19 protein-coding genes and 1 pseudogene are annotated in these 22,524 nt (G+C 66.2%); 14 read left to right on the top strand and 6 right to left on the bottom strand.

Annotated elements, in window-relative coordinates; translation table 11 throughout:
* Positions 1 to 60: 60 nt before the first annotated feature.
* The 4 genes and pseudogenes from RR42_RS35265 to RR42_RS35250 form a co-directional block, all read right to left on the bottom strand.
* A pseudogene (locus RR42_RS35265) lies at positions 61 to 1,761 on the bottom strand (long-chain-fatty-acid--CoA ligase); the annotation flags it as partial.
* A 63-nt stretch (positions 1,762 to 1,824) separates the two neighbouring features.
* Positions 1,825 to 3,162 (bottom strand): MFS transporter, encoded by a 1,338-nt coding sequence (locus tag RR42_RS35260; protein ID WP_043356864.1) that lies wholly within the window; start codon positions 3,160 to 3,162, stop codon positions 1,825 to 1,827.
* Positions 3,159 to 3,833, bottom strand: a complete 675-nt coding sequence (locus RR42_RS35255; RefSeq protein ID WP_043356863.1) for an alpha/beta fold hydrolase — start codon at positions 3,831 to 3,833, stop codon at positions 3,159 to 3,161. The genes RR42_RS35260 and RR42_RS35255 overlap by 4 nt, the downstream gene beginning before the upstream one ends.
* A complete protein-coding gene (locus RR42_RS35250; RefSeq protein ID WP_043356861.1) occupies positions 3,830 to 4,765 on the bottom strand; it encodes an alpha/beta fold hydrolase in 936 nt (311 codons plus the stop codon). The genes RR42_RS35255 and RR42_RS35250 overlap by 4 nt, the downstream gene beginning before the upstream one ends.
* 245 nt (positions 4,766 to 5,010) lie before the next feature.
* On the opposite strand from RR42_RS35250, the gene RR42_RS35245 reads away from it, so the two are divergent.
* The 7 genes from RR42_RS35245 (at position 5,011) to RR42_RS35215 (ending at position 13,525) form a co-directional block, all read left to right on the top strand.
* The gene (locus RR42_RS35245; protein WP_043356860.1) at positions 5,011 to 6,195 is read left to right on the top strand and encodes an acyl-CoA dehydrogenase family protein; all 1,185 of its coding nucleotides are present in this window, start codon (positions 5,011 to 5,013) and stop codon (positions 6,193 to 6,195) included.
* Positions 6,196 to 6,233: 38 nt separating this feature from the next.
* The gene (locus tag RR42_RS35240) at positions 6,234 to 7,373 is read left to right on the top strand and encodes an acyl-CoA dehydrogenase family protein (protein WP_043356858.1); all 1,140 of its coding nucleotides are present in this window, start codon (positions 6,234 to 6,236) and stop codon (positions 7,371 to 7,373) included.
* 445 nt (positions 7,374 to 7,818) lie between these two features.
* Positions 7,819 to 8,775, top strand: coding sequence for an ABC transporter permease (locus RR42_RS35235; protein WP_043356856.1), 957 nt, complete (start codon positions 7,819 to 7,821; stop codon positions 8,773 to 8,775).
* Positions 8,775 to 9,710, top strand: a complete 936-nt coding sequence (locus RR42_RS35230) for an ABC transporter permease (RefSeq protein ID WP_043356854.1) — start codon at positions 8,775 to 8,777, stop codon at positions 9,708 to 9,710. The genes RR42_RS35235 and RR42_RS35230 overlap by 1 nt, the downstream gene beginning before the upstream one ends.
* A gap of 34 nt (positions 9,711 to 9,744) precedes the next feature.
* On the top strand, positions 9,745 to 11,442 hold the full coding sequence (locus RR42_RS35225) for an ABC transporter substrate-binding protein (RefSeq protein WP_236702123.1): 1,698 nt from the start codon (positions 9,745 to 9,747) through the stop codon (positions 11,440 to 11,442).
* A gap of 72 nt (positions 11,443 to 11,514) precedes the next feature.
* The gene (locus RR42_RS35220) at positions 11,515 to 12,498 is read left to right on the top strand and encodes an ABC transporter ATP-binding protein (protein ID WP_043356849.1); all 984 of its coding nucleotides are present in this window, start codon (positions 11,515 to 11,517) and stop codon (positions 12,496 to 12,498) included.
* Positions 12,485 to 13,525, top strand: a complete 1,041-nt coding sequence (locus RR42_RS35215) for an ABC transporter ATP-binding protein (RefSeq protein ID WP_052495320.1) — start codon at positions 12,485 to 12,487, stop codon at positions 13,523 to 13,525. Before RR42_RS35220 ends, RR42_RS35215 begins: the two co-directional genes overlap by 14 nt.
* A gap of 71 nt (positions 13,526 to 13,596) precedes the next feature.
* Here RR42_RS35215 and RR42_RS35210 read toward each other — a convergent pair whose 3' ends face one another.
* Positions 13,597 to 14,826, bottom strand: coding sequence for a TetR/AcrR family transcriptional regulator (locus RR42_RS35210; protein ID WP_043356847.1), 1,230 nt, complete (start codon positions 14,824 to 14,826; stop codon positions 13,597 to 13,599).
* A gap of 134 nt (positions 14,827 to 14,960) precedes the next feature.
* Here RR42_RS35210 and RR42_RS41880 point away from each other — a divergent pair, with 134 nt between their 5' ends.
* The 6 genes from RR42_RS41880 to RR42_RS35180 all read left to right on the top strand — a co-directional run bounded on the left by RR42_RS41880 (position 14,961) and on the right by RR42_RS35180 (position 19,984).
* Positions 14,961 to 15,530 (top strand): Rid family hydrolase, encoded by a 570-nt coding sequence (locus tag RR42_RS41880; RefSeq protein WP_419188900.1) that lies wholly within the window; start codon positions 14,961 to 14,963, stop codon positions 15,528 to 15,530.
* 256 nt (positions 15,531 to 15,786) lie between these two features.
* Positions 15,787 to 16,689 (top strand): NAD-dependent epimerase/dehydratase family protein, encoded by a 903-nt coding sequence (locus tag RR42_RS35200; protein WP_043356845.1) that lies wholly within the window; start codon positions 15,787 to 15,789, stop codon positions 16,687 to 16,689.
* 84 nt (positions 16,690 to 16,773) lie between these two features.
* Positions 16,774 to 17,577 (top strand): 2,5-didehydrogluconate reductase DkgB, encoded by an 804-nt coding sequence (gene dkgB / locus RR42_RS35195; RefSeq protein ID WP_043356844.1) that lies wholly within the window; start codon positions 16,774 to 16,776, stop codon positions 17,575 to 17,577.
* Positions 17,578 to 18,091: 514 nt separating this feature from the next.
* Positions 18,092 to 19,168 (top strand): LacI family DNA-binding transcriptional regulator, encoded by a 1,077-nt coding sequence (locus RR42_RS35190; protein ID WP_043356842.1) that lies wholly within the window; start codon positions 18,092 to 18,094, stop codon positions 19,166 to 19,168.
* 46 nt (positions 19,169 to 19,214) lie between these two features.
* Positions 19,215 to 19,529 carry a hypothetical protein gene (locus tag RR42_RS35185; protein ID WP_043356839.1) on the top strand — a complete coding sequence of 105 codons (315 nt, stop codon included), beginning with the start codon at positions 19,215 to 19,217 and terminating at the stop codon, positions 19,527 to 19,529.
* Between the two features lie 185 nt (positions 19,530 to 19,714).
* On the top strand, positions 19,715 to 19,984 hold the full coding sequence (locus RR42_RS35180) for a hypothetical protein (RefSeq protein WP_043356837.1): 270 nt from the start codon (positions 19,715 to 19,717) through the stop codon (positions 19,982 to 19,984).
* Positions 19,985 to 20,104: 120 nt separating this feature from the next.
* Here the strand turns inward: RR42_RS35180 and RR42_RS41875 are convergent, their stop codons facing one another.
* Positions 20,105 to 20,329: a tripartite tricarboxylate transporter substrate-binding protein gene (locus RR42_RS41875; protein WP_419188925.1), complete on the bottom strand. Its 225-nt coding sequence runs from the start codon at positions 20,327 to 20,329 to the stop codon at positions 20,105 to 20,107.
* Between the two features lie 56 nt (positions 20,330 to 20,385).
* Between RR42_RS41875 and RR42_RS35170 the strand changes: the two genes are divergently transcribed.
* A complete protein-coding gene (locus RR42_RS35170; protein WP_043358478.1) occupies positions 20,386 to 22,449 on the top strand; it encodes an NAD(+) synthase in 2,064 nt (687 codons plus the stop codon).
* Positions 22,450 to 22,524 lie beyond the last annotated feature (75 nt).

The following is a 22,524-nucleotide window of genomic DNA, read 5'->3' as shown; positions in this document are numbered from 1 at the left end:
TGTGTCGGGGTGGCGATGCGAAACGTCCTTGGCGATGGCCAGGAATGTCTCCAGGTCATCGCGGATTTGCTTTTTGTTGTACTTGCCTACGCTGGTCTTGGGGATGTCCCGCGTGATGGCGACGAGCTTGGGCAGCATCCACCTGGTGATCTTGCCGGTCTCGACGCCGTGCACCTTCAGGAAATCGATGACGCTGTCCTCGCTGGCCTCAAAGCCGTTGCGCACGCTGACCAGCGCCAAGGGCTTCTCGCCCCAGACCGGATCCGGTACGCCGACCACCGTCGCTTCGTGCACGAAATCGGCCATCGCGATCAGGTTCTCCAGCAGCACCGTGGGCACCATCTCCGCGCCGCTGCGGATCACGTCCTTCATGCGGTCGGCGATGGTGATATAGCCTTCGGCATCCACCTTGGCGATGTCGCCGGTGTGCAGCCAGCCGTCTTGCCACAACTCCGCGCTTTTCTCGGGGTTGCGGTAGTACTGCCCGGTTGCCCAGGGCGCGCGCACCACGATCTCGCCGACCGTGTGGTCGTCCTGAGGCACCGGCTTGCCTTTATCGTCGATGACCTCCACCTCCACGCCAAGAATCGGCAGGCCGGATTTGACCAGCACCGCATCGGTCTCGTCCCGGTCCAGGTGGACCATGGTCTTCTTGATGAACGAGCCAACGATGGTGGGCGCGGTCTCGGTCATGCCGTAGCCCGAACTCATGCGGAAGGTGGGGATCAGGGATTCCAGCTTGCGCTTGAGCCCGAGCGGCAGCGCGCCGCCGCCCACGCTGACGCGCACCAGGCTGCTGAGGTCGTACTTCCTCAGGTCCGGGTATTCGAGCAACATGGCCGCGATGGTCGCCACGATACCCACCGACGTCACCTTCTCGCGCTCCACCAACTCGCAGAAGCCCTGCACGGTAAAGGTCCCGTGCAGCACGATCTTCTGCGCGCTATAGACCGCGACGAAAGGCTGCCCCCAGCCGTGGATGTGGAACATCGGCGTATTCAGCAGCGGCACCGCGCCTTCGCCCAGCCGCGTGCCCAGGCCATCGGCAATATCGTGGTCCGGCGTGTTGCCGATGGCGAGCTGCGCCATCATGTGGATCGTCAGCAGGTAGAGCTGGCGGTGCGTGAAGGTGGCGCCTTTCGGCTGGCCCGTGGTGCCGGTGGTGTAGCACAGCGTGGCGTTCACGTCCTCGTGCAGGGCGGGCCACTCGATGGTCTCGGCCTGGCGGGCGATCAGCGTTTCGTACTCGATCAGGTTGGGGATGCGGGTCTGCGGCAGCCCCGGCTTGTCCGACATATAGACCACCAGCTCGACCACATCCTTGACCTGGTCGTAGATGCCCTCCAGCAAGGGCATCAGGGTGTCGTCGACAAACAGGATCTTGTCCTGCGCGTGCCGGATGGTGTAGACGATGTGCTGCGGGGACAGGCGGACGTTGATCGGGTGCAAGGTGGCGCCAATGCCTGTCACGCCATAGTACAGCTCCAGGTGGCGGTGGGTGTTGAGCGCCATCGTGGCAATGCGCTCGCCAGGTTCGCCAGGCATGCCGGCCTGCACCTTGAGCTCGCCGCGCAGGCCGTTGGCCAGCTGGGCCACGCGCCGGTACCACTGCATCCAGGTAAAGCGGAAATACTCGCCGGTGGCGGGGTTGCGGTAGACGACGCCGATCTCGTTGGGATACATCCGCACCGGGCGCTTCATGATCGTGGTGAGCACAAGCGGGTAGTGCGTGCTGAATTCCGGATAGGTCCTGAATGTCATCCTGTCTCCTGGTGATCCCTGATCCCGTTGATCCCGTTGATCCCGTTAATCCTGAGGTTGGCGCTACGCGTTGCCCTCGCGCTGCGGCCGCGGGCGGCGGCGCGGCTCCTCCACCCGCAGGGCGAGCACAAAGGCGATGCTCATGACCAGCATGGCCGCGACGAACACCAGCGAGAAGCGCACCCCCTGCGCCAGCATGCCGCCGAGGATCGGCCCGCACGCCATCATCGTGTAGGTGGCCGTATCCGACACCGCCAGCAGCATCGGGCGATCGCGCCGGTTGCCGAACTCCAGCGCAAAGTTGTCCGCGGACAGAAAGTAGCCGCCAAAGCTGGCACCCAGCCCGCAGAACACCAGCAGGAACGCGCCCAGGCCATCGCAGAGCAGCAGCGCGGCAGTGGACAGCACCCACAGCCCGATGCTGCACAGGAACACCAGCCGATAGCCGTGGCGGTCGGCCAGGCGGCCCCAGATCAGGTTGCTGGTGGTCTGCGCCAGCAGGTAGGCAATGCTCAGGTAGCCCAGCGTGGCACCCGAGAGCGGCAGATGGCTGCCAACGTAGATGGCATAGAACGGCACCGCCATCATGCTGAACGCCACCAGCGCGCGGGCCACGAAGAAGCGCACGTAGTGCTGGTCCGCGCGCAGCAGCGCCGGTACTTCGCGCAGGCGCTGGCGAAAGCCCGATTGCACGCGTACATCGTGCAGCACCGGCTCGCGCATGCGGGTCAGCGCGGAGATGCCCAGGCTGGTAAGGACGAAGGCGGTGAGGAAGGTGGTGGCGTAGCCATTGCCGAACACATTGCCGCCAACCAGGAAGCGGCCGCCCAGATAGGCCACCGCCGCCGCGATCAGCCCGCCGAGGAAATTGCGGAACGCACTCAACGCGCCCCGCCGCTCCAGCGGGATGATCTTGGACGTGAGGTAGTTGAAGGTGACGTTCTGCACGCCGTTGAACAGGCCGAACAGCAGCAGGAACCCGGCGGCGGCGGCCAGCGCGCCGTCGCCCGAGAGCAGGAAGGCGGACAAGCCCAGGCCGAGGATCTGCAGGCGCACCAGCCAGCCCACCAGGTAGATCAGCGGCATCACGCGCTGGCGATGCTCGATCTGCGTGGCGCCCCAGATGGAGGACATCGCCATGCCGGCGTACTGCGCGCCAAGCACGCACCCCACCACCAGCTTGGAGCCGGACAGCAGGTAGATATAGGCCGGCACGAAGGTGGGAGCGGTCACCAGCCGGAAGCCGGTCATGCCCAGCATGCCGTGGATCAGGTAGGCGCGTGCGTTGCGTGGCAGGTGCTGCTGTACGTGGGCGCGGAAGCTGTCCTCCGCCAGTGCGTGCGCATCGCCATGTCCGGCATTTGTGCCACGGGCGGCCTGTGCGGCGAGTTCCGCTTTCATGCCTGAGCGTCTCCACGCATCGCCGCCTGCGCCGCGTAGTGTTGCAGCGCCTGGTCCAGTTCGACCTTCTCCAGCGAGAGCAGTTCTGTCACCGCTTTCAGCCAGTCCGGGCGCTCGCGCGTGCACACGGAGATCGGCTGCGGCGTGTCAGAGTGCTGCGCGGCCAGCATCGCGTAGTTGGCCGCGTAGCTCGGCGGGCGCACGTCAGTTGCCAGGTCGGCGATGGCGTACGGGTCGGGCGGGCCGGTGCGCGTGGTATCCACCACCGGGATATACGGATTGCGTGCGGCGGTGCCGCCGCCGGCCAGGCCGGGGCCATCGCGCAGGATGGCGCCGCGCACCTGCTCCGGGCGCGCGCCGGCCAGCAGCAAGGCGATATAGCCGCCCAGCCCGCGCCCCGCCACGGTCGACGGGCCCAGGTGCGCCAGTGCGATATCCGCATCCGCCATCAGGAACTCGCAGCTGTAGCCACCGCCGCGCGGAATGTCCGAGCGTCCGTGCCCGGTGAAATCCAGTGCGTGCACCGTGCCGGGCCAGCCGGCGTACTCCGCCGGCAATGTGTCCGGCGATCGCTCGCCCAGGCCGTGCAGCAACAGCAGCGCGGGCCCGCTGCCGGTCTTGAGCGGATGCAGGGCAAGGCGCAGGCGATTGTGGCGCAGGTAGAGGGTCATGAACGGAGGAAGGGCAGGATGTGTTGCGCGGTCTCTTGTGGCTGCTCGATATGGATGAAGTGCCCGGTGTCGGCCATCACCTGTACCTGGGTCGAGGGCGGGAAGTACGGCGCCAGGTCGGCTGCGGTGGCATCCCACCCCATCGGCTCGCGCTGCGTGCCGAAGATGGCCAGCATGGGAATGGGAAAGCCCGGCAGGCGGTCGGTCATCCAGCGCGCGCGCATGGGGCCAAAGCCGGAGGAGCCGATCACCGGGTCGAGCTTCCAGCGCCAGCCGTCGGCATCCTGCCGCGCGCCGAGCGCGGCCAGGTAGCACAGCCATGCATGGGCCAGCCGCGGGTTCATGCGGGCGCGCCGCCGGGCGAGTTCTTCAAGGGTGCCGGGCTTGCGTGCGAGGCCCGGGCTTTGCCGGCGCGTATCGAGCCAGTGCGTGATGATGGGCGCGGTCATCGACTTCTTGTCGCGCACGGCGCTGTCCGCGTGCGGATTGCGAAAGGGCAGGCCATCGATGGCGACAAAGCGGGTGAAGCGGTGCGGCAGCGCCTGGATCGCATGCACCAGCAACGAGCCGCCTTTGCTATGGCCGATTGCGATCAGCGGCTCGCGCGTGACCGAGTCGGCCACCGCCAGCAGGTCCCGCTCGTCCGCGACCCAGCTGTACAGGTCGGCATGCTCGGAGTCGCCGTGGCCACGCTGGTCGTAAGACACCACGCGGTAGCCGGCATCGGCCAGCAGCGGCGCGAAGACATCGAAGGTTCGCGCGAAATCCATGGCGCCATGCACCAGCAGGATCGGCGTGGCGTCAATCGGGCCCCACTCATGGACGGCGATGCGGATGCCGTCGGCGCTGACGGTGCGCGAGCGATCCGGCGCCCGGGCACCGGGAAAGGCAAGGATGGCACAGCGCGGCGCGCTGCTGGCTTCAGCCTCCACATTGTCTCCTGGTTGCGCCCCACGGGCGCGGACCGGCTTGGTTCGCTTGCCGGTTTAGTGGTTACGGTATGTTTTCGGGAATGCTATCACATCGGCAGTAAATGCATGCATGGCAGCAATGATGCGGTGTTTGGCCATGCCACGTTTTCATTTTTGGAAATTGAGTATTGACGTTGCCAAGTCGGGCTTATATAACGAATCCAAATCAGAACAAAACAAGACAAGCCAAAAAACAGGAGACAAGCGTGGATGACCTGGAAACCTTCCGGCAGGAGGTACGTGCCTGGCTGCAAGCGCAATGCCCGCCCGAAATGCGGCAGCCCGTGCGCAACGAAGACGACATCTGCTGGGGCGGGCGCAAGTACCGCTTCCAGTCCGAGGCGCAGCGCCTCTGGCTCGCGCGCATGGGGGAGAAAGGCTGGACGGTGCCGGAGTGGCCGCGCGAGTATGGCGGCGGCGGCCTTTCCCGCGAGCAGGCCAAGGTGTTGCGCCAGGAAATGCAAGCGCTTGGCTGCCGCGTGCCATTGCAAAGCTTCGGCATCTGGATGCTTGGCCCGGCCTTGCTCCGCTTTGGCTCGGAAGCGCAGAAGCGCGAGCATCTGCCCAGGATCGCCCGCGGCGAGATCCGCTGGTGCCAGGGATACTCGGAGCCCAATGCCGGGTCGGACCTGGCCTCGCTGCAAACGCGCGCGGACGAGCGCGGCGATCACTTTGTCGTCAACGGCCAGAAGGTATGGACGTCGTACGCCGACAAGGCGGACTGGATCTTCTGCCTGGTGCGTACCGACTTTTCGGCGCAGAAGCACACAGGCATCAGCTTCTTGCTGTTCGACATGGAAACGCCGGGCGTGACGGCGCGGCCCATCGTGCTGATCTCCGGCAAGTCGCCGTTCTGCGAAACCTTCTTTGACGATGTGGTGGTGCCGCGCGCCAACCTGGTGGGCGAGCAAAACGGCGGCTGGGCCATCGCCAAGTACTTGTTGACCCATGAGCGCGAGATGATCAGCGGCATCGGCGGGCGCGGCCAGCGCCCGCCGATGGGCAAGCTGGCCCGCGACACGCTCGGCCAGAACGAGCGCGGTGAGGTCGATGCGCCCATGCTGCGCGCGCAGATCGCCACCTTTGAGATCGATGAAGCGGCATTCGCCCTGGCGGGGGAGCGCGCGCTAGACCTGGCCCGGCAGGGCGAGGGCACTGCCGCATTCTCGTCGGTGCTCAAGTACTACGGGTCGGAGCTGAACAAGCGGCGCTATGAGCTGCTGATGTCGATTGGGGGCAGCGAGGCCCTGGAATGGGAGAGCGAGCGCAGCAACGATGGCGCCACCGCGCGCGGCTGGCTGCGCAGCAAGGCCAACTCCATCGAGGGCGGCACGAGCGAAGTGCAGCTCAACATTGTTGCCAAGCGCTTGCTCGGCCTGCCCGGCGCCTGAGCGCCCCGACTCCACGCTGGAACGTTTCGAGACCGACCATGGCAATCGTATTGAATCAGACCCAGGAAATGCTGCGGGACAGCGCCCTGACATTCCTGCGCGAAAGCGCACCCATCCCGATGCTGCGCAAGCTGCGCGACACGCGGGACGACACCGGCTTCTCGCCCGCCCTCTGGCGGGAGTTTGCCGAACTGGGCTTTGCCGGCGTGCTGATACCCGAGCAGTACGGTGGCAGCGCGCTCGGCGTGGTGGAGGCGGGCGTCCTGATGGAGGCGCTTGGCCGCACGCTGGCCCCCACGCCGTTTTTCTCCACCGCTTTGCTGGGCGCTTCGTTGATTTCCCTGGGCGGCAGCGCAGCGCAGAAGGCGCATTTCCTGCCTGCCATCGCGGCTGGCAAGCACCTGACCGCGCTGGCGATCGACGAGGGCGCGGCGCACCGCCCGCAGCGCCAGGCGCTCGCCGCCGTGCGGCATGACGGCGGGTTCTTGCTCGATGGAGCCAAGGTCTTCGTCATCGATGGGCATATTGCCGATACGCTCATCGTGGTGGGCCGCACCAGCGGCAACGCAGACGACCGTGATGGCGTCACGCTCTTCCTGGTGCCGCGCGGCGCCGATGGCATTACCGTGGAGCGCACCGTGATGGCGGATGCCCGCAATGCCGCGCGCGTGCAGTTCCGGGATGTGCGCGTGGCGGCGGACGCGGTGCTGGGCGAGGCCGGTAGCGGCGCGGCCATGCTTGAGCACGCGCTCGATATCGCCCGTGCGGCGCTGGCGTCCGAGCTGGTTGGCATTGCCGACGAGGCCTTCGAGCGCACGCTGCAATACCTGAAAGAGCGCAAGCAGTTCGGCAAGATCATCGGCGAGTTCCAGGCGCTGCAGCATCGCGCTGCCCATCTGTTCAGCGAGATCGAGATCACGCGCGCGGCGGTGCTGCGCAGCCAGCAACTGCTCGACGACGGCCCGGCGCAGCCAATCGCGCTGGTATCCGCGGCCAAAGCCCGCGCCGGGTCCACGGCGATGCTCGCGGTGCAGGAGGCCGTGCAGATGCACGGCGGCATTGGCATGACCGACGAGTTCGAAATCGGCTTCTACATGAAGCGCGCCTGCGCCGCGCAGATCCTGCTCGGCGACACCAACTTCCACGCCCAGCGCTGGGCGACCTTGCGCGGCTACTGAGCGTCGCAGCGCACCATCTTCAACCGTGTTTGCAGGCCGTCCACGCGCAGGCGTGGCGCCTGCGCTCGCCCTCGCGCTTCTCGCCGCGCTTCCCGTCGCGCGTTTGCGCCGCACAAGCGGCCCGCCACGGCGGCGCCGACCTAGGTAAATCCATTAGACATTCAAGAGCCAGTTCGGTTGTCATGAATTAGAACTCTGGGTATGCTGAATGGGCTATCTGAAAAAACAGCAGCTCGGTGGAAGACGCCCAGGGATGCATTCCTTGCTGGCACCAGATGTCGCTTGATTTACGTGTCAGGCGATGCTTGTCTGGTGTGTCTGGCGACCACGCGAAGCACCGAACAGGAGACGGCATGGTCGGGGCGGCATTTTTTATCGTATCCACGGTATCTTTTTTCGGGGCGCGCGGCGTGGCCTGGACGGGCGTCACGGAAGCGGGCGCGCCATGAGTGCCTACATCCTGCGCCGCCTGCTGGCGTTGCTGCCCACGCTGCTGTTTGCCAGCCTGATCGTCTTTGTGATCGTGCGCATGGTGCCGGGCGATGTGGTCGACCTGATGCTGAGCCAGAACGACATCAGCGCCGACACCAAGAGCCGCGAGGACCTGATCCGCGCGCTGGGCCTGGACCAGCCGATGTGGTTCCAGTACGTCCACTGGATCGGCAACATCGTGCTGCACGGGGATCTCGGCCAGTCGCTGTGGCAGGGTGAGCCGGTGCTGAAGATGGTGCTGGCGCGCATGCCCGCCACCTTCTCGCTAGGCGCGCTTGCCCTGTTCGTGGCGCTGTCGGTCGCGCTGCCCGTGGGCGTGCTCTCGGCGATCCGGCAAGACACCGCGGCCGACTACGTGGCGCGCTCGTTTTCCATCCTGATGCTGGCGGTACCCAGCTTCTGGATGGGCACGATGATCATGGTGTTTCCTTCCGTGTGGTGGGGCTGGTCGCCCGAGGTGCGCTACGTTCCCTTCCTGGAGGACCCGCTCCAGCACATCAGCAACATGCTGGTGCCCGCCATCATCCTTGGCATGGCACTGTCGGCCATCACCATGCGCATGACGCGCACCATGATGCTGGAGGTGCTGCGCCAGGACTACATCCGCACGGCCTGGGCCAAGGGCTTGAACGAGCGCCTGGTGATCCTGCGCCATGCGCTGCGCAACGCGCTGATCCCGGTGGTGACGCTGATCGGCCTGCAAGCGCCGCTGCTGATCGGCGGGGCCGTGGTGATCGAGCAGATCTTCGCGCTGCCGGGCATGGGGCTGCTCCTGCTGGACGCCGTGAACCAGCGGGACTATCCCGTGATCACCGGCGTGTTCCTGGTGGTCGGGGTGGCCGTCATGCTCATCAACCTGCTCGTGGACCTGAGCTACGGGCTGTTCGACCCGAAAGTGAGGCATCGCTGATGGCACGTCCAATCGCAAACGCCCCGGCGCTCAAGGCGGCGCAAGCCGTCCCTGGCGCGCCGCCCACGCCTGTCCCGGGCCGGCTAGGGTCAGCCTTCGTACTGGTGGGCCGCCTGTTCCGCGAGAAGCCGCTGGGCGCCGCCGGCGCGGTGATCTGCATGATCTTCCTGTTCTGCGGCGTCTTTGCCGACTGGCTGGCGCCTTATGGCGTCAACGAGATCAGCATGATGAAGCGGCTGCAGCCGCCGTCGTGGGCGCACCCCTTCGGCACCGACAACCTCGGGCGCGACATGCTCTCGCGCTGCCTGTACGGCGCGCAGCTCTCGGTCATCATCGGGCTGTCGGCCGCCACGCTCGCTACCGCCATCTCGGTGCTGATCGGCATCCTGACCGGCTACCTGGGTGGCAAGTTCGACCTGATCGTGCAGCGCATGGTGGATGCGTGGATGAGCTTTCCCGACCTGGTGATCCTGATCGTGGTGGTGTCCGTGCTCGGCCCGGGCAGCTGGCAGATCATCGGCACGCTGGGCCTGCTGCTGGGCGTGGGCGGCTCGCGCATCATCCGCAGCGCGGTGGTCTCGGTGCGCGAGAACATGTATGTGCACGCCGCGCAGTCCATGGGCGCATCCACCGGCCGCATTCTCTGGCGCCATATCCTGCCCAACGTGCTGCCGCCCATCATTGTGCTGTTTACCACGCGCGTGGGCACCGCGATCCTGGCCGAGTCCGGCCTGTCCTTTCTCGGGCTGGGCGTGCCGCCGCCCGCGCCGACCTGGGGCGGCATGCTCTCGGGCAACGGCCGCACCTTCATGTTCCAGGGGCCCTGGCTGGCCTTGGCCCCCGGCATCTGCCTCACCGTTGTCGTCTATGCCATCAATGTCTACGGCGACGCGCTACGTGACCTGCTCGACCCGCGCATGCGCGGATCGCGATAACCAACAACGGAGGATGACGATGGAGGGACGCGGCTTGAACCGGACAATATCTTCAGTGGTGGCGGGCGTGGCGGGCGTGGTGCTGGCGCTTGCCGCTGGCGCCGCCTGCGCGCAGGCCGAAGCGCCGAAGTACGGCGGCAATCTCGAGATCGGCTCCATGTATCCCACCATCTCCGCCCTGTCGTGGGACCTGGCGGACTGGAACTGGAAGCAGAACTACGATACCGGCCAGGTCTACGAACAGCTCTTCGCCGCCGACCTTTCCAAGGCCAGGCGCAATGGCGGCAAGTATCCGTTCCAGGCTGATGCGTGGCTGCCGGAGGATGCGATTCGCGGCGAACTGGCCGAGAGCTGGAAGTGGGTCGACCCGCTGACGCTCGAAGTCAAGCTGCGCAAGGGCGTGAAGTTCCCCGCCAAGGCGGGCGTGATGGAGGAGCGCGAACTGGTGGCCGACGACGTGGTCTTCAGCTACAACCGCCAGAACACCAGCGCCAAGAAAATCCCCACGTATTACGACCACCTCAACAAGGTGGAGGCAACGGACAAGTACACCGTGGTCTTCCGCTTCAAGGCGTTCAACGCCGAATGGGATTACCGCTTCGGCTGGGGCTACTACTCCGGCATCATGCCCAAGGAGGTGGCCGCCGCCGGGGCCGGCAACTGGAAAAATGTGAATGGCAGCGGGCCGTTCCTGCTGAGCAACTTCGTCCAGGGCACTGCCAGCACTTACACGAAGAACGAGCAATACTGGGATAGCGACAAGATCGCCGGCAAGGACTACAAGCTGCCCTTCGTCGACAAGGTCGTGCTGCGCACGGTCAAGGACGAGTCCACCCGCAACACCATGCTGCGCACCGGCAAGCTGGATGTGCTCGAGTCCGTGCGCTGGACCGCGGTCGATGAGCTCAAGAAGAACGCACCGGCGCTCAAGTGGTCGCGCTGGCTGTCGACCAACGGCCAGTACGTGGCGCTGCGCGTCGATACCAAGCCGTTCAACGACCTGCGCGTGCGGCGCGCGCTGAACATGGCGGTCAACAAGCAGGAGATCGTCAAGCAGTTCTATGGCGGCAATGCCGAGCTGTTCGCCTACCCGCAGCATCCGGACTACGCCGGCTACTTCGAGCCGCTGAGCGCCATGCCGGACTCGGTGAAGGAGCTGTTCGCCTACAACCCGGACAAGGCGCGCAAGCTGCTGGCCGAGGCGGGCTACGCGAAGGGCTTCACCTTCAAGGTGCAGGTATGCGCCTGCCAGCCGGAGCACCTGGAGCTGCTGCCGCTGATCGGCGCCTACCTGGAGCAGGTTGGCGTGCGCATCGAGATCCAGCCGATGGAGTACGGCGCGTTCCTGTCGGCCATGACCACCAGGACCAATGCGCCAGGCTACCTGATGAGCAACGGCCATACCAACCCGACCACCACGATCCGCAAGAGCTTCGTGAAGGGCCAGGTCTGGAACGCCGCGCAGTGGGGCGACGCCAAGTACGAGCAGCGCGTAAACGAAGCCTTCCAGATGCGTGACCTCGGCCGCCGGCAAGAGGCCTTGCGCTCGCTGACGCGCGATGTGCTCGCCGACGCGCCGTATATCTGGTTGCCGACCCCTTACGTGTACACCGCATGGTGGCCCTGGGTGAAGAACTACAACGCCGAGCTGCGTGCGGGCGCGGTCCGTCCCGGCCCGATCTACGCGCGCATGTGGGTCGATCAGGACATGAAGAAGAAGATGGGGTTCTGATTTCCTTGCTTCCACGTTGCTCCACGTCTGTCCCACTCCTGTCCCACGCCCGTCCCTTTCAAGGAGGCCCGTATGACGCAGCCCATCTTGCAGGTGAACCAGCTGACCACGCGCTTTCGCACCGACCGGGGCGTGGTCACGGCGGTGGACCAGGTCTCGTTCGATGTCGCCCCCGGCGAGACGCTGGCCATCGTTGGCGAGTCCGGCTCGGGGAAAAGCGTCACCGCGCTATCCATCCTGGGCCTGATTCCCAGCCCGGCGGGCCGCATCGAAGCGGGCGAGATCCGCTTTGACGGGCAGGACCTGCTCAAGCTCAGCCCGGCAAAAATGCGTGCGATTCGCGGCAACCGGATCGCGATGATCTTCCAGGAGCCGATGTCGTCGATGAACCCGGCACTCACCGTGGGCAAGCAGATCGCCGAGCCGATCAACCTGCACCAGGGCATGCCGTGGAAGACCGCGCTGGGCATCGCCGGCGAGCTGCTTGGCAAGGTGCAGATCCCCGAGCCGCAGAGCCGGCTGGGCGCCTATCCGCACCAGTTCTCGGGCGGCATGCGCCAGCGCGCCATGATCGCCATGGCGCTGGCCTGCAAGCCGCAGCTGATCATCGCGGACGAGCCCACCACCGCGCTCGACGTCACGGTGCAAGCGCAGATCCTCGACCTGCTCAAGGACCTGGCCAGCCAGTCCGGCACGGCGCTGGTGCTCATCACGCACGACCTGGGCGTGGTGGCCCGCTATGCCGATCGCGTGACCGTGATGTACGGCGGCCGCATGGTCGAGACCGCCACGGCGCGCGAGCTCTACGGCCATCCCGCGCACCCGTACACGCGCGGGCTGATGGCCTCGGTGCCGCGCATCGACGGCGATACCCGCCAGCCGCTGGTGCCCATCGACGGCCAGCCGCCCGACCTCACCGCGCTGCCGCCAGGGTGCGCTTTCATGCCGCGGTGCAAGCTCGCCACCGATCAATGCGGCATGTCGCGCCCCGCGCTGCGTGCCGTGCGCCCGAATCACCTGAAGGCATGCTTCCTCCATGACCATGACCACCACTGAAGCGCGGGCCTTGCCCGCCGCGCGCCAGCACGGCAAGATCGGCGACGAGATCCTGCGCGTCGAGAACCTCAAGGTCCATTTCCCCGTGACCCAGGGCGTCTTCATCAAGCGGCAGGTGGGCTCGGTCAAGGCCGTGGACGGCGTATCGTTTACGCTCAGGCGCGGCGAGACACTGGGGCTGGTCGGCGAAAGCGGCTGCGGCAAGTCCACCACCGGCCTGGCCATCATCAAGATGCTGGCCGCCAGTGGTGGGCGGATCGCCTTCGATGGCGACGACTTCGCCACCTTCAGCAAGGCGCAGGAGAAGAACTTCCGCCGCAGCGTGCAGATGGTCTACCAGGATCCGTTCGGCTCGCTGAACCCGCGCATGAAGGTCTGCGACATCATCGGCGAGCCGCTCGAAGTGCACGGCATGGCCAACGACCGCGAGCACTATCGCGCCCGCATCGCCGAGCTGCTGCAGATGGTCGGCCTGCTGCCCTATATGGCGGACCGCTACCCGCACGAGTTCTCCGGCGGCCAGCGCCAGCGCATCGGCATTGCCCGTGCGCTGGCGGTCGAACCCAGCCTGATCGTTTGCGATGAACCCGTCTCCGCGCTGGACGTATCGATCCAGGCCCAGGTGGTCAATGTGTTCATGGAACTGCAGCGGCGGCTCGGGCTGACCTATATCTTCATTGCGCACGACCTGGCCGTGGTGCGCCACATCAGCGACCGCATCGCCGTGATGTACCTCGGGCGCATCGTGGAGATCGCCAGCCGGGACGCGCTATATGCGAATCCCCGGCATCCCTACACCAAGGCGCTGCTGTCCGCCGTGCCTGTGGCGAGCGTCGAAGCCGAGGCAAAGCGCCAGCGCATCGTGCTCAAGGGCGAAGTGCCAAGTCCGCTGAACCCGCCGTCCGGCTGCCGCTTTCACCCGCGCTGCGCACAGGCAACGCAGCGCTGCAGGGTGGAGGATCCGGTGCTGAGGGAACGGGGGGATGGGCAGATGGTGGCTTGCCATCTGGAGGGTCTGGAAGGGTGATGCGGCAAGCGGGGAGCCAGGCGTTGGTGCACTAAAACGCATCAAGGCGCATCAAAGATGCATCCTGGCGCTCACTGCCCTGAAAATATTCCCAAAAACAAAGGCCGGATAAACAAATCCGCCGCGTTCTCCCCGGATGCATCCGGCACCCACCGCCGCAACTCCACCGCGGCATTGATCATCCCATTCACCTGCAACGAAGCAATCGACTGATCCAGCGCCCGGATCGACCCGTCCTGCATCCCTTGCACCAGGAAACGCACAAACCGCGCCGACAGCCGGTTCATCGTCAGCATCTTCTCCTTGCGCATCTCCTCGGGCAGCGCGCCGTAGATGGTCAGCCGCAGCAGCGGCCCCTGGCTGGAAAACTGATAGCCGACCAGCGCGCGCGCGATCGCGCACAGCTTGTCCCAGCCGGTGCCCGGGCCGTTCTCCACCTTCGATTGCGCATCGCGGATCACCGCGAACATGCGGTCGAAGCAGGCGGCGATCAGGTCATCCTTGTTCTCGTTGTGGTGATAGAAGGCACCCTTGGTGAGATTCAGCCGCGCGGAGATGCGATCGGCGGAAGCGCCCCGATAGCCCAGTTCGTTGAGCAGTTCCGTGGCAGCGCGCAGGAAGGCTTCCTGCGTGGTTTCGGCTTTGGAGATCGGCGGCGTCCCGGCCGGGGCGCTGTCCCATTGCGATGACGGTGACGCAAAGCCGTTGAGCAGGATATCCACGACGGTATCCGCCACCTTCGGATAATCCTCTGGCTCATAGCGCTCCACCCATGTCATCGCGCCGCTGGTCAGCGACAGCAGCAGGTGCGCCGCCGCGCTCAGGGCGCTGCGTTGCGCGGGGTCCTTGGGCGTGTCGCTGCGCAACAGCTTGCGGATGCGCCGGAACATGTCCGTATAGGCCGCGAAGGCAACATCGGCGTGTGTGTCGGGCAGCGAGCGGATCTCGCGAAAGCTCATCAACTCGGGGCGCTCGCCGGTTGCAGTCCTGGCCAGCCGCTGGAAGAAAAGCGCGATGAACCGGCGCACCCTGGCCTGCGGCAACGGCTCGCCGGCCGTGGCGTCGGCGATGCCCGCGATTTCATCGATGGTGCGCATCAGGCACGCCACCACAAGGTCTTCCTTCTTGCGGTAGTAGTAGGTGATGCTGTTGGTGCTCAGGCCGACTTCCTGCGCCACGTCCGAGAGCGTGGCGCCGCGCAAGCCCTTGCGATTGAACAGCCGGGCAGCAGCATCGAGGATCGCCTCGCGTTTTTCCACGTACCGGCGTGTCGGGCGGGCTTGCGCTGTTTCCTTGAGCATGAGGCGAGATATCTGCGATGGTTGGCCGGGAGCGCGGATTATAGAGGTGGCCCGCGCGGCTCGGGGCTGTGCCGAGTCTACCATCGCGCCAGCCTGCCTTTTCAGATGCTTACCCGTGGTCCGGCACCGCCGCGATGATGGCCACTTCCGGCCATTTCCGGGCCATTGAGCACGGGTTCGATACGGTGCCAGCTGGTGGCTTGCTGGAATGCGGCGCAGGCGTCAAGCAGGGTACCTTCGGCCCAGGGCCTGCCGATCAGCTGCAGGCCCACGGGAAGGCCGTCGGGCGTGAATCCCACCGGCAGCGCGAGTTCGCCGAGGCGATCGAGATTCCCGCCAGCGCGGAGCAACTCGTGCTCAGCGGCGTGGGGCCCACGGTGTCGAATGCCTCCGCGCCGCCCGATACCGCGGCCTCCTATGGCGACACCGCAACCCAGACCCGCAACGTGCTCGGCCAGATCGAGCACATCCTCAGGGCGCGCGGCTACCAAATGGGCGACATCGTCTCCATGCGGGCGCTGATCGTGGCGGACCCGGCCACGGGCAAGCCGGATTTCACCGGTTTCTCGGGCGTCTATAACCAGTACTTCGGAACCGGCACGCAGCCCAACGTGCCGGTGCGCACGCGCGCCCGGCAAGGTAGACGCCGGGGCCGCTTGCGATCTTTCGCCATCTTTCCCATCTTTTGCCAGCTCGCAGCGTAATGCAGCACCGTTGCGTTGCGCTTGGCAAGGTTCCGGACGGCGAATACGCAGCGAGACACTTCCAGTGCGCGGGCGCGGCGCCCATTCTTGCGCGGGAATCAAATATGTTCTGCCCGCCGCACGGTTTTTCTCTGCATGGGTTGCGCGGATACTCGGGCCATGTTCATCCGGCCATGGCCACCGCCTCACGGTCTCAGGGTCTCAGGGCCCGGGCCCAATCCGGCGCGCTTCGCAAGCCCGCTTCCAGGAGCATCCCATGCAAATCTTCCTCACCGGCGCGGCCGGCTTTATCGGCGGCTCCGTCGCTGCTCACCTGATCGCCGCCGGGCATAGCGTGCGCGGCCTGGTCCGCAACCCGGCGCAGGCCGCGCAGCTGGCCATGCGCGGCGTCGTGCCCGTGCCGGGCGCGCTCGACGATGCTGCCCTGCTGACGCGCGAAGCCGCGCAGGCCGATGGCGTGATCAACGCCGCCAGCAGCGACCACCGCGCCGCGATAGACGCGCTGCTGGCCGGATTGCGCGGCACGGGCAAGCCGTTGCTGCATACCAGCGGCTCCAGCGTGATCGGCGACGACGCCGGCGGCAATGTCTTGCCGCCGCGCATCTTCGACGAACAGACGCCGTTCGTGGTGGAGCCGGGCAAGCAGGCGCGCCACGCCATCGACCAGATGGTGCTGGCGGCCGCCGCGCAAGGCGTGCGCAGCGCCGTGCTGTGCAACAGCATGATCTACGGCGTTGGCGCCGGGCTGCATGCCGACAGCGTGCAGATTCCGCCGCTGGTGGCGCAGGCCAGGCAGAGCGGCTTGGTGCGCATCGTCGGCGCAGGCGTGAACCGCTGGTCCAACGTGCATATCGCCGATGTGGTGGACCTCTATGCGCGCGTGCTCGACAGCGCGCCCGCGGGCGCCTTCTATTTTGTCGAGAACGGCGAGGCTTCGTACGCGGAGATCGGTGCTGCCATTGCCCGGCGGCTCGGCCTCGGGGCCGTGCAGTCCTGGTCGGTCGAAGAGGCCACGCCCGTCTGGGGCGAGGGCCAGTCGCGCTACTCCTTCGGCTCCAACAGCCGCGTGCGCGCCCGGCGCGCGCGCTCGGAGCTGGGCTGGCAGCCCGGGCACGTGTCGGTGACGGCGTGGATCGAGAACGAGATGCCGCTCGCCTGACGCCCGCCCGAAGCGCGCATTCATCCAGGCCATGGCCGCAGCCGGCCGTGGCCGCCAACGCATGACCTGACACAGGAAAACACAATGTCCATTCCCACCATCGGCCTCGGTACCTTCCGCCTGCAAGGCCAGACCGTCATCGACTCCGTGCGCAACGGCCTTGACGTTGGCTACCGCGCCATCGATACCGCACAGATCTACGGCAACGAGGCCGAGGTCGGCCAGGCCATCGCCGAGAGCGGCGTGGCGCGCTCGGCGCTGTTCCTGACGACCAAGATCTGGACCGAGAACCTGTCGCGCGACAAGCTGGTGCCCAGCCTCAAGGACAGCCTTGCCAAGCTGCGTACGGACCATGTCGACCTGACGCTGATCCACTGGCCGTCGCCAGGTGATGGGGTGCCGGTTGCCGAGTTCATGGGCGCGCTGGCCGATGCTCGCGAGCAGGGGCTGACGCGTCAGATCGGGGTGTCCAATTTCACGATCGGGCTGATGCAGCAGGCGATCGACGTGGTGGGGGCGGGTGCCATCGCGACCAACCAGGTCGAGTTGCATCCGTTCCTGCAGAATCGCAAGGTGGCCGACTTTGCCCGCAGCCAGGGGATTCCGATCACGTCGTACATGACGCTGGGTTACGGCAAGGTGTTGCAGGATCCGGTGGTTCAGGCAATTGCGCAGCGCAACGGGGCTACGCCTGCGCAGGTGGTGCTGGCCTGGGCCATGCAGCTTGGGCATGCAGTGATTCCCTCTTCTACCAAGCGTGCAAACCTGCAGGGCAACCTGGGTGCGCTTGCGGTGCGGCTGTCTGAGCCGGACATGGCTGCCATCGGTGCGCTGGATCGGGGCGGACGCTTGACCAGCCCGCAGGGGTTGGCGCCTGCCTGGGATTGAGGGCGGTGGGCGGGTTGCTGTCGTTCCTGTCGTTCCTGTAGTCGCTGTAGTTGCCCGGGTAGATCAGCGCGCCCGGATAGATTGCAGATTGCGCGCAATACTTGCCTGAATGCGGCCGGCATCGCCAGCCCATCTTCCCCGTCCCCTTGGCGCTATGCCCGTCGGCCGCGCCAAGGCGGTCACAGCCTGAATCACTTCCTTTCGAATGCGCAGCCGGGTACTGCCGCCATGGCGGCGGCACCTGGCAAGCCATCGTCCTTGCATTTGTCTCACGACCGCCTATGATCTGTAAATCGATTTAGTAAATCGTTTTACGGAGACGCTTAATACCTGATGCCGGTCGCCACTTGCGCGATGGCCGGCACGCGCACGGAGCAGAGGGCGGGGCCGATGCTGACATACCTCGTCTTGCTGTTGCTGTTGCTGTTGCTGCTGATCTTGCTGTTCTTGATCCTGTTGCCATCGCTGACGCCATGGCGATCCCGCCTGATGACGCTGGCATGAGATCCCGATAATGGCAACCATACAAGATGTCGCCAGACTGGCGAATGTATCCGTGAGCTCCGTTTCCAACGTGCTCAACGGACGCACCGAGCGGCTCAATCCCGCCACATTCGAGCGGGTGCGGGAGGCCATCCGCACGCTCGGCTTCCGGCCCAGCCAGGTCGCGCGCCAGCTCAAGACCGGCCAGACGCCGATGCTGGGGCTGTTGGTGCCGTCCACCGCCAACCCCATGTACGGCCAGCTGACGCTGAAGATCGAAGCCGAGGCACAGCGCCAGACGGGCTACCGCGTGCTGCTGGGCAATACCAACCGGGACCGGGAGCAGGAGTCGCGCATGTTCGACGACTTGCTCTCGTTCGGCGTGCACGGCGTGATCGTCGTGTCGTCGCTCACCGGCGAGCAACATTTCGAGGTGGCGACCCGGCAGGGGCTGGCCATGGTCAGCTACGACGGCGGTGCCGACCCTGACGCGCCGGCGCGCATCGATCATGTGGCGCCCGACAACTTCCAGGCAGGCTACCTGGCCGCGTCGCACCTGCTCGAGCTGGGTCACCGGCGCATCGCCTTTGTCATGCCCGCCGGGCGCACGGTGAGCCGCGCGAGCAAGATCGCCGGTTTCCAGGCGGCGGTGAAAGAGGCCGGGCTGGGCGACGCGGTGGTGATAGAGTGCTCGCCCGCCGCGCATTACGGCGATGCCGAACTGGCGGAACTGGGCCAGGCCCTGGCGGGGCAGCTGGCGCAGACCAGCACGCGCCCCACCGGGCTGGTCGCTGTCAACGACATGATGGCGATCGGGCTGATGTCCGGCCTGCACCAGGCTGGCTTGTCGGTGCCGGCCGATGTCTCGGTGATCGGCATGGACGACATCAGCATGTGCTTGTACACCAATCCCGCGCTGACCTCCGTGGCCATGCCTTTTGGCGAGATGGCGCAAGCCATGGTGCGGCGGGTCATGCTGCGGCTGGCGCAACCGGACGAAGCGCCGATCCGCCTGTGCTTTCCCAGCGGGCTGGTGGTGCGCCAGTCCACCGCGAAGCCGCCGGCCGCTAACCGGCTGGCTGGCGCGGGCGCGCCAAAGCGCGGCTGACGCACGCGTGGTTGTCTCAAATCGACCTGAATCGTGGAGGAACGTGATGGCGCTCGACAAACCGGAACGCCGGCTGGCAGGCCCGGCCAGGACGTATATCGAGGCCGGATATGCGATCGAGGTGGATATCCTGCAGGTGGACGATGGCAACTGGGGAGCGCTGGTCCGCCTGTCAAAGCTGGCCGACGGCCAGGTGCCTGCCGCGCACTTCATGCTCAACCGCACGTTCGAGGACCGCGCCATGGCGTTCTCGTACACGCTGGCGCTGACGCGCTCCTGCGTAGCGCAATTCGCACCTGCCTCCGCCATCGAGATTGCCGAGATGCTCAAGACTGGAAAGGCGGACCAACAGGCTAGCTGATAGCCAGGGCTGGCCAGCAAGCAGCAGGCACGGCGTACCACCAATGCCCGGAACGATTCAGCGCCAGCCTTGGCCGGCGCGGGATATCCGGCGAACGATCGCAACGGCACGCGCGCCCCCACGGGCGCCGGCACGCTGCGGCAAGCGCTGAAGAGGGGTCCCACCAGGCAATCGGGGGGGGCAGCATGGAAAACACCACGGTGTTCACAACAGAGGATCTGGACACTTACTTTGCTTCATATGTGGGGATGGAGGGGGGCAATCCGCGGGCCTCGGTCTGGTTTTGCGACAGGAGCCCGCATCCCTGGTCCGAGCATCTGCGCGTGCCGCTCAAGCCGCGCCTGGCGCCGCTGGCCTGGGACGCGGCGTTTCGCGCCGCGCGCGGTGCCAGCCTGGACGCGAGCGACTTCGACGCTGTGCGGGCAGGCCGCAAAGCCGTGGGCTTCAGGCCATGACCCTGGCGATTTCCAGGTTGAGCTTTTGCACGACCCCGGGCGACGTGCCCGCTGGCGCCAGGATGCCGAACCGCCGCAGGCCGCGGCTTACCTGCAGGCCGAGCCCTTGCGCTGACTGTATCAGTCAGCCTTGAGGCCGATCCGCAGGGCCAGCTTGTTCAGGTAGGGCAGGGCGTTGGTGAGCGTGTTGATGCTGACGTCCGCCTGGCCGCCCAGCACGTCGGTCATGGCGGGAGCGCATCCCTTGTAGGGAATGTGCAGCAGATCGGTCCTTGCCGAGATCTTCAGCAACTCGCCCGCCAGCCGCGCGCGTCGTAGAATTGCGCCATATACCGCACAACCCACTTTCCCGCCCGGCTTGCGCCGCGAGCGCTGCACCGCGCAGTGCAAGGATGATTGACATGACTGACACCAAGAACCCGTTCCTCAATATCTACGCCCATGGCTTTGCCCGCGTGGCGGTGGGTGTGCCGGTGTGCCGAGTGGCAGACCCGGCCTTCAATGCCGCCGAGACGATCGCGCTGGCCAGGGATGCCGCCAGCCAGGGTGCGGCGCTGGTGGCCTTTCCGGAGCTGGGCTTGTCCGCCTATACCTGCGACGACCTGTTCCATCAGCGCGCCTTGCTCGACGCCTGCGAGGCGGCCCTTGCCGCCATCGTCGATGCGTCGAAATCGATCGCCGCGACGCTGGTGGTGGGGCTGCCGCTGCGGGTCGAGCATCAACTGTTCAACTGCGCGGCGGTGGTAGCCGGCGGGCGCATCCTTGGCGTGGTTCCCAAGACTTACCTGCCGAACTACTGGGAGTTCTACGAGGCGCGCCAGTTCAGTTCGGCCGATAGCGCGGTAGCCACCGAGGTGCCGCTTTGCGGCAGCAAGGTGCCCTTTGGCGCCGGCCTGCTGTTCGAGGCGCAAGACGTGCCGTTCTTGCGCTTCCATGTGGAGATCTGCGAGGACGTGTGGGTGCCGATTCCGCCGTCGTCGTTCGCGGCGCTGGCGGGCGCGACCGTGCTGGTGAACCTGTCGGCCTCCAACATCGTGGTCGGCAAGTCCGGCTACCGGCATCAGCTGGTCAGCCAGCAGTCGGCGCGCTGCCTGGCGGCGTACGTGTACAGTTCGGCGGGCAAGGGCGAGTCGTCCACCGACCTGGCGTGGGACGGGCAGGCGCTGATCTACGAGAACGGCGAACTGCTGGCGGAGTCCGAGCGCTTTGCGGACAGCTCGCACCTGACCTTTGCGGATGTCGACCTCGAGCGCCTGTCGCGCGAGCGCATGCACCAGACCACGTTCGGCCACTCGGTGCGGCGCCATGGCGCGGAGGTGGCGAAGTTCAAGGTGATCCCCTTCGCCATGAACCTGGCGCTGGACAAGCCGCTGCCGCTGCGCAGGACGGTGGAACGATTCCCCTACGTGCCGTCCGACGCGCGGCGGCGCGACGAGCGCTGCAGCGAGGTCTACAACATCCAGGTGCAGGCGCTGGTCCAGCGGCTGTCGTTCAGCGGCCTGTCCAAGGTGGTGATCGGCGTCTCCGGCGGGCTGGATTCCACGCACGCGCTGCTGGTGTGCGCCAAGGCCATGGACCGGCTCAAGCTGCCGCGCACCAACATCATCGGCATCACCATGCCGGGCTTTGCCACCAGCGAGCGCACGCTGCTCCAGGCGCGCAAGCTGATGGAGGTGGTGGGCTGCGTGGCCAAGGAGATCGACATCCGGCCAAGCTGCGTCGAGATGCTCAAGGACCTCGACCACCCCTACGCGTCCGGCAAGCCTGTGTACGACGTCACGTTCGAGAACGTACAGGCGGGCGAGCGCACCAACCATCTGTTCCGCTTCGCCAATCACAGCCACGCCATCGTGATCGGCACCGGCGACCTGAGCGAGCTGGCCCTGGGCTGGTGCACGTATGGCGTGGGCGACCACATGTCGCATTACAACGTGAACGGCAGCGTGCCCAAGACGCTGATCTCGCACCTGGTCCGCTGGGTGGCGCAGACCGGGCAGATCGGCAATACCGGCTCGGACGTGCTGCTCGACGTGCTTGGCACGGAGATCAGCCCGGAACTGGTGCCGGGAGACTCCGCCGACGCGCCCCAGCAAAAGACCGAGAACTTCATCGGTCCGTATGAGTTGCAGGATTTCAACCTGTACTACACGCTGCGGTTCGGCTTCACGCCGACCAAGATCGCCTTCCTTGCCCTGAGCGCGTGGGGCGAGCGCGACAAGGGCAACTGGCCTGACGGGCCGGACGTGGTGCGCAATGTGTACAAGGTGGCCGACATCAAGCGCAATCTGCGCATCTTCCTCGACCGTTTTTTCCGCACCAGCCAGTTCAAGCGCTCGTGCGTGCCCAACGGGCCCAAGGTGGGGTCGGGCGGCTCGCTGTCGCCGCGCGGAGACTGGCGGGCACCGAGCGATTCGGAGTCCGTGGTGTGGATGAAGGACCTGGAGCGGGTGCCGGACGAGATCTGATGGTGCCGGGGTGGCTCTCGGCTTCGGCTTTGGCTATCGCCCGAAGCGGCCCGGCAGGTCGATGCCGAGCACCTC

The organism is Cupriavidus basilensis, assembly GCF_000832305.1.
In the GTDB taxonomy this organism is placed as follows: domain Bacteria; phylum Pseudomonadota; class Gammaproteobacteria; order Burkholderiales; family Burkholderiaceae; genus Cupriavidus; species Cupriavidus basilensis_F.
The sequence above is the reverse complement of the archived record's forward strand: the minus strand, read 5'-3'. Positions and strand labels throughout refer to the sequence as shown.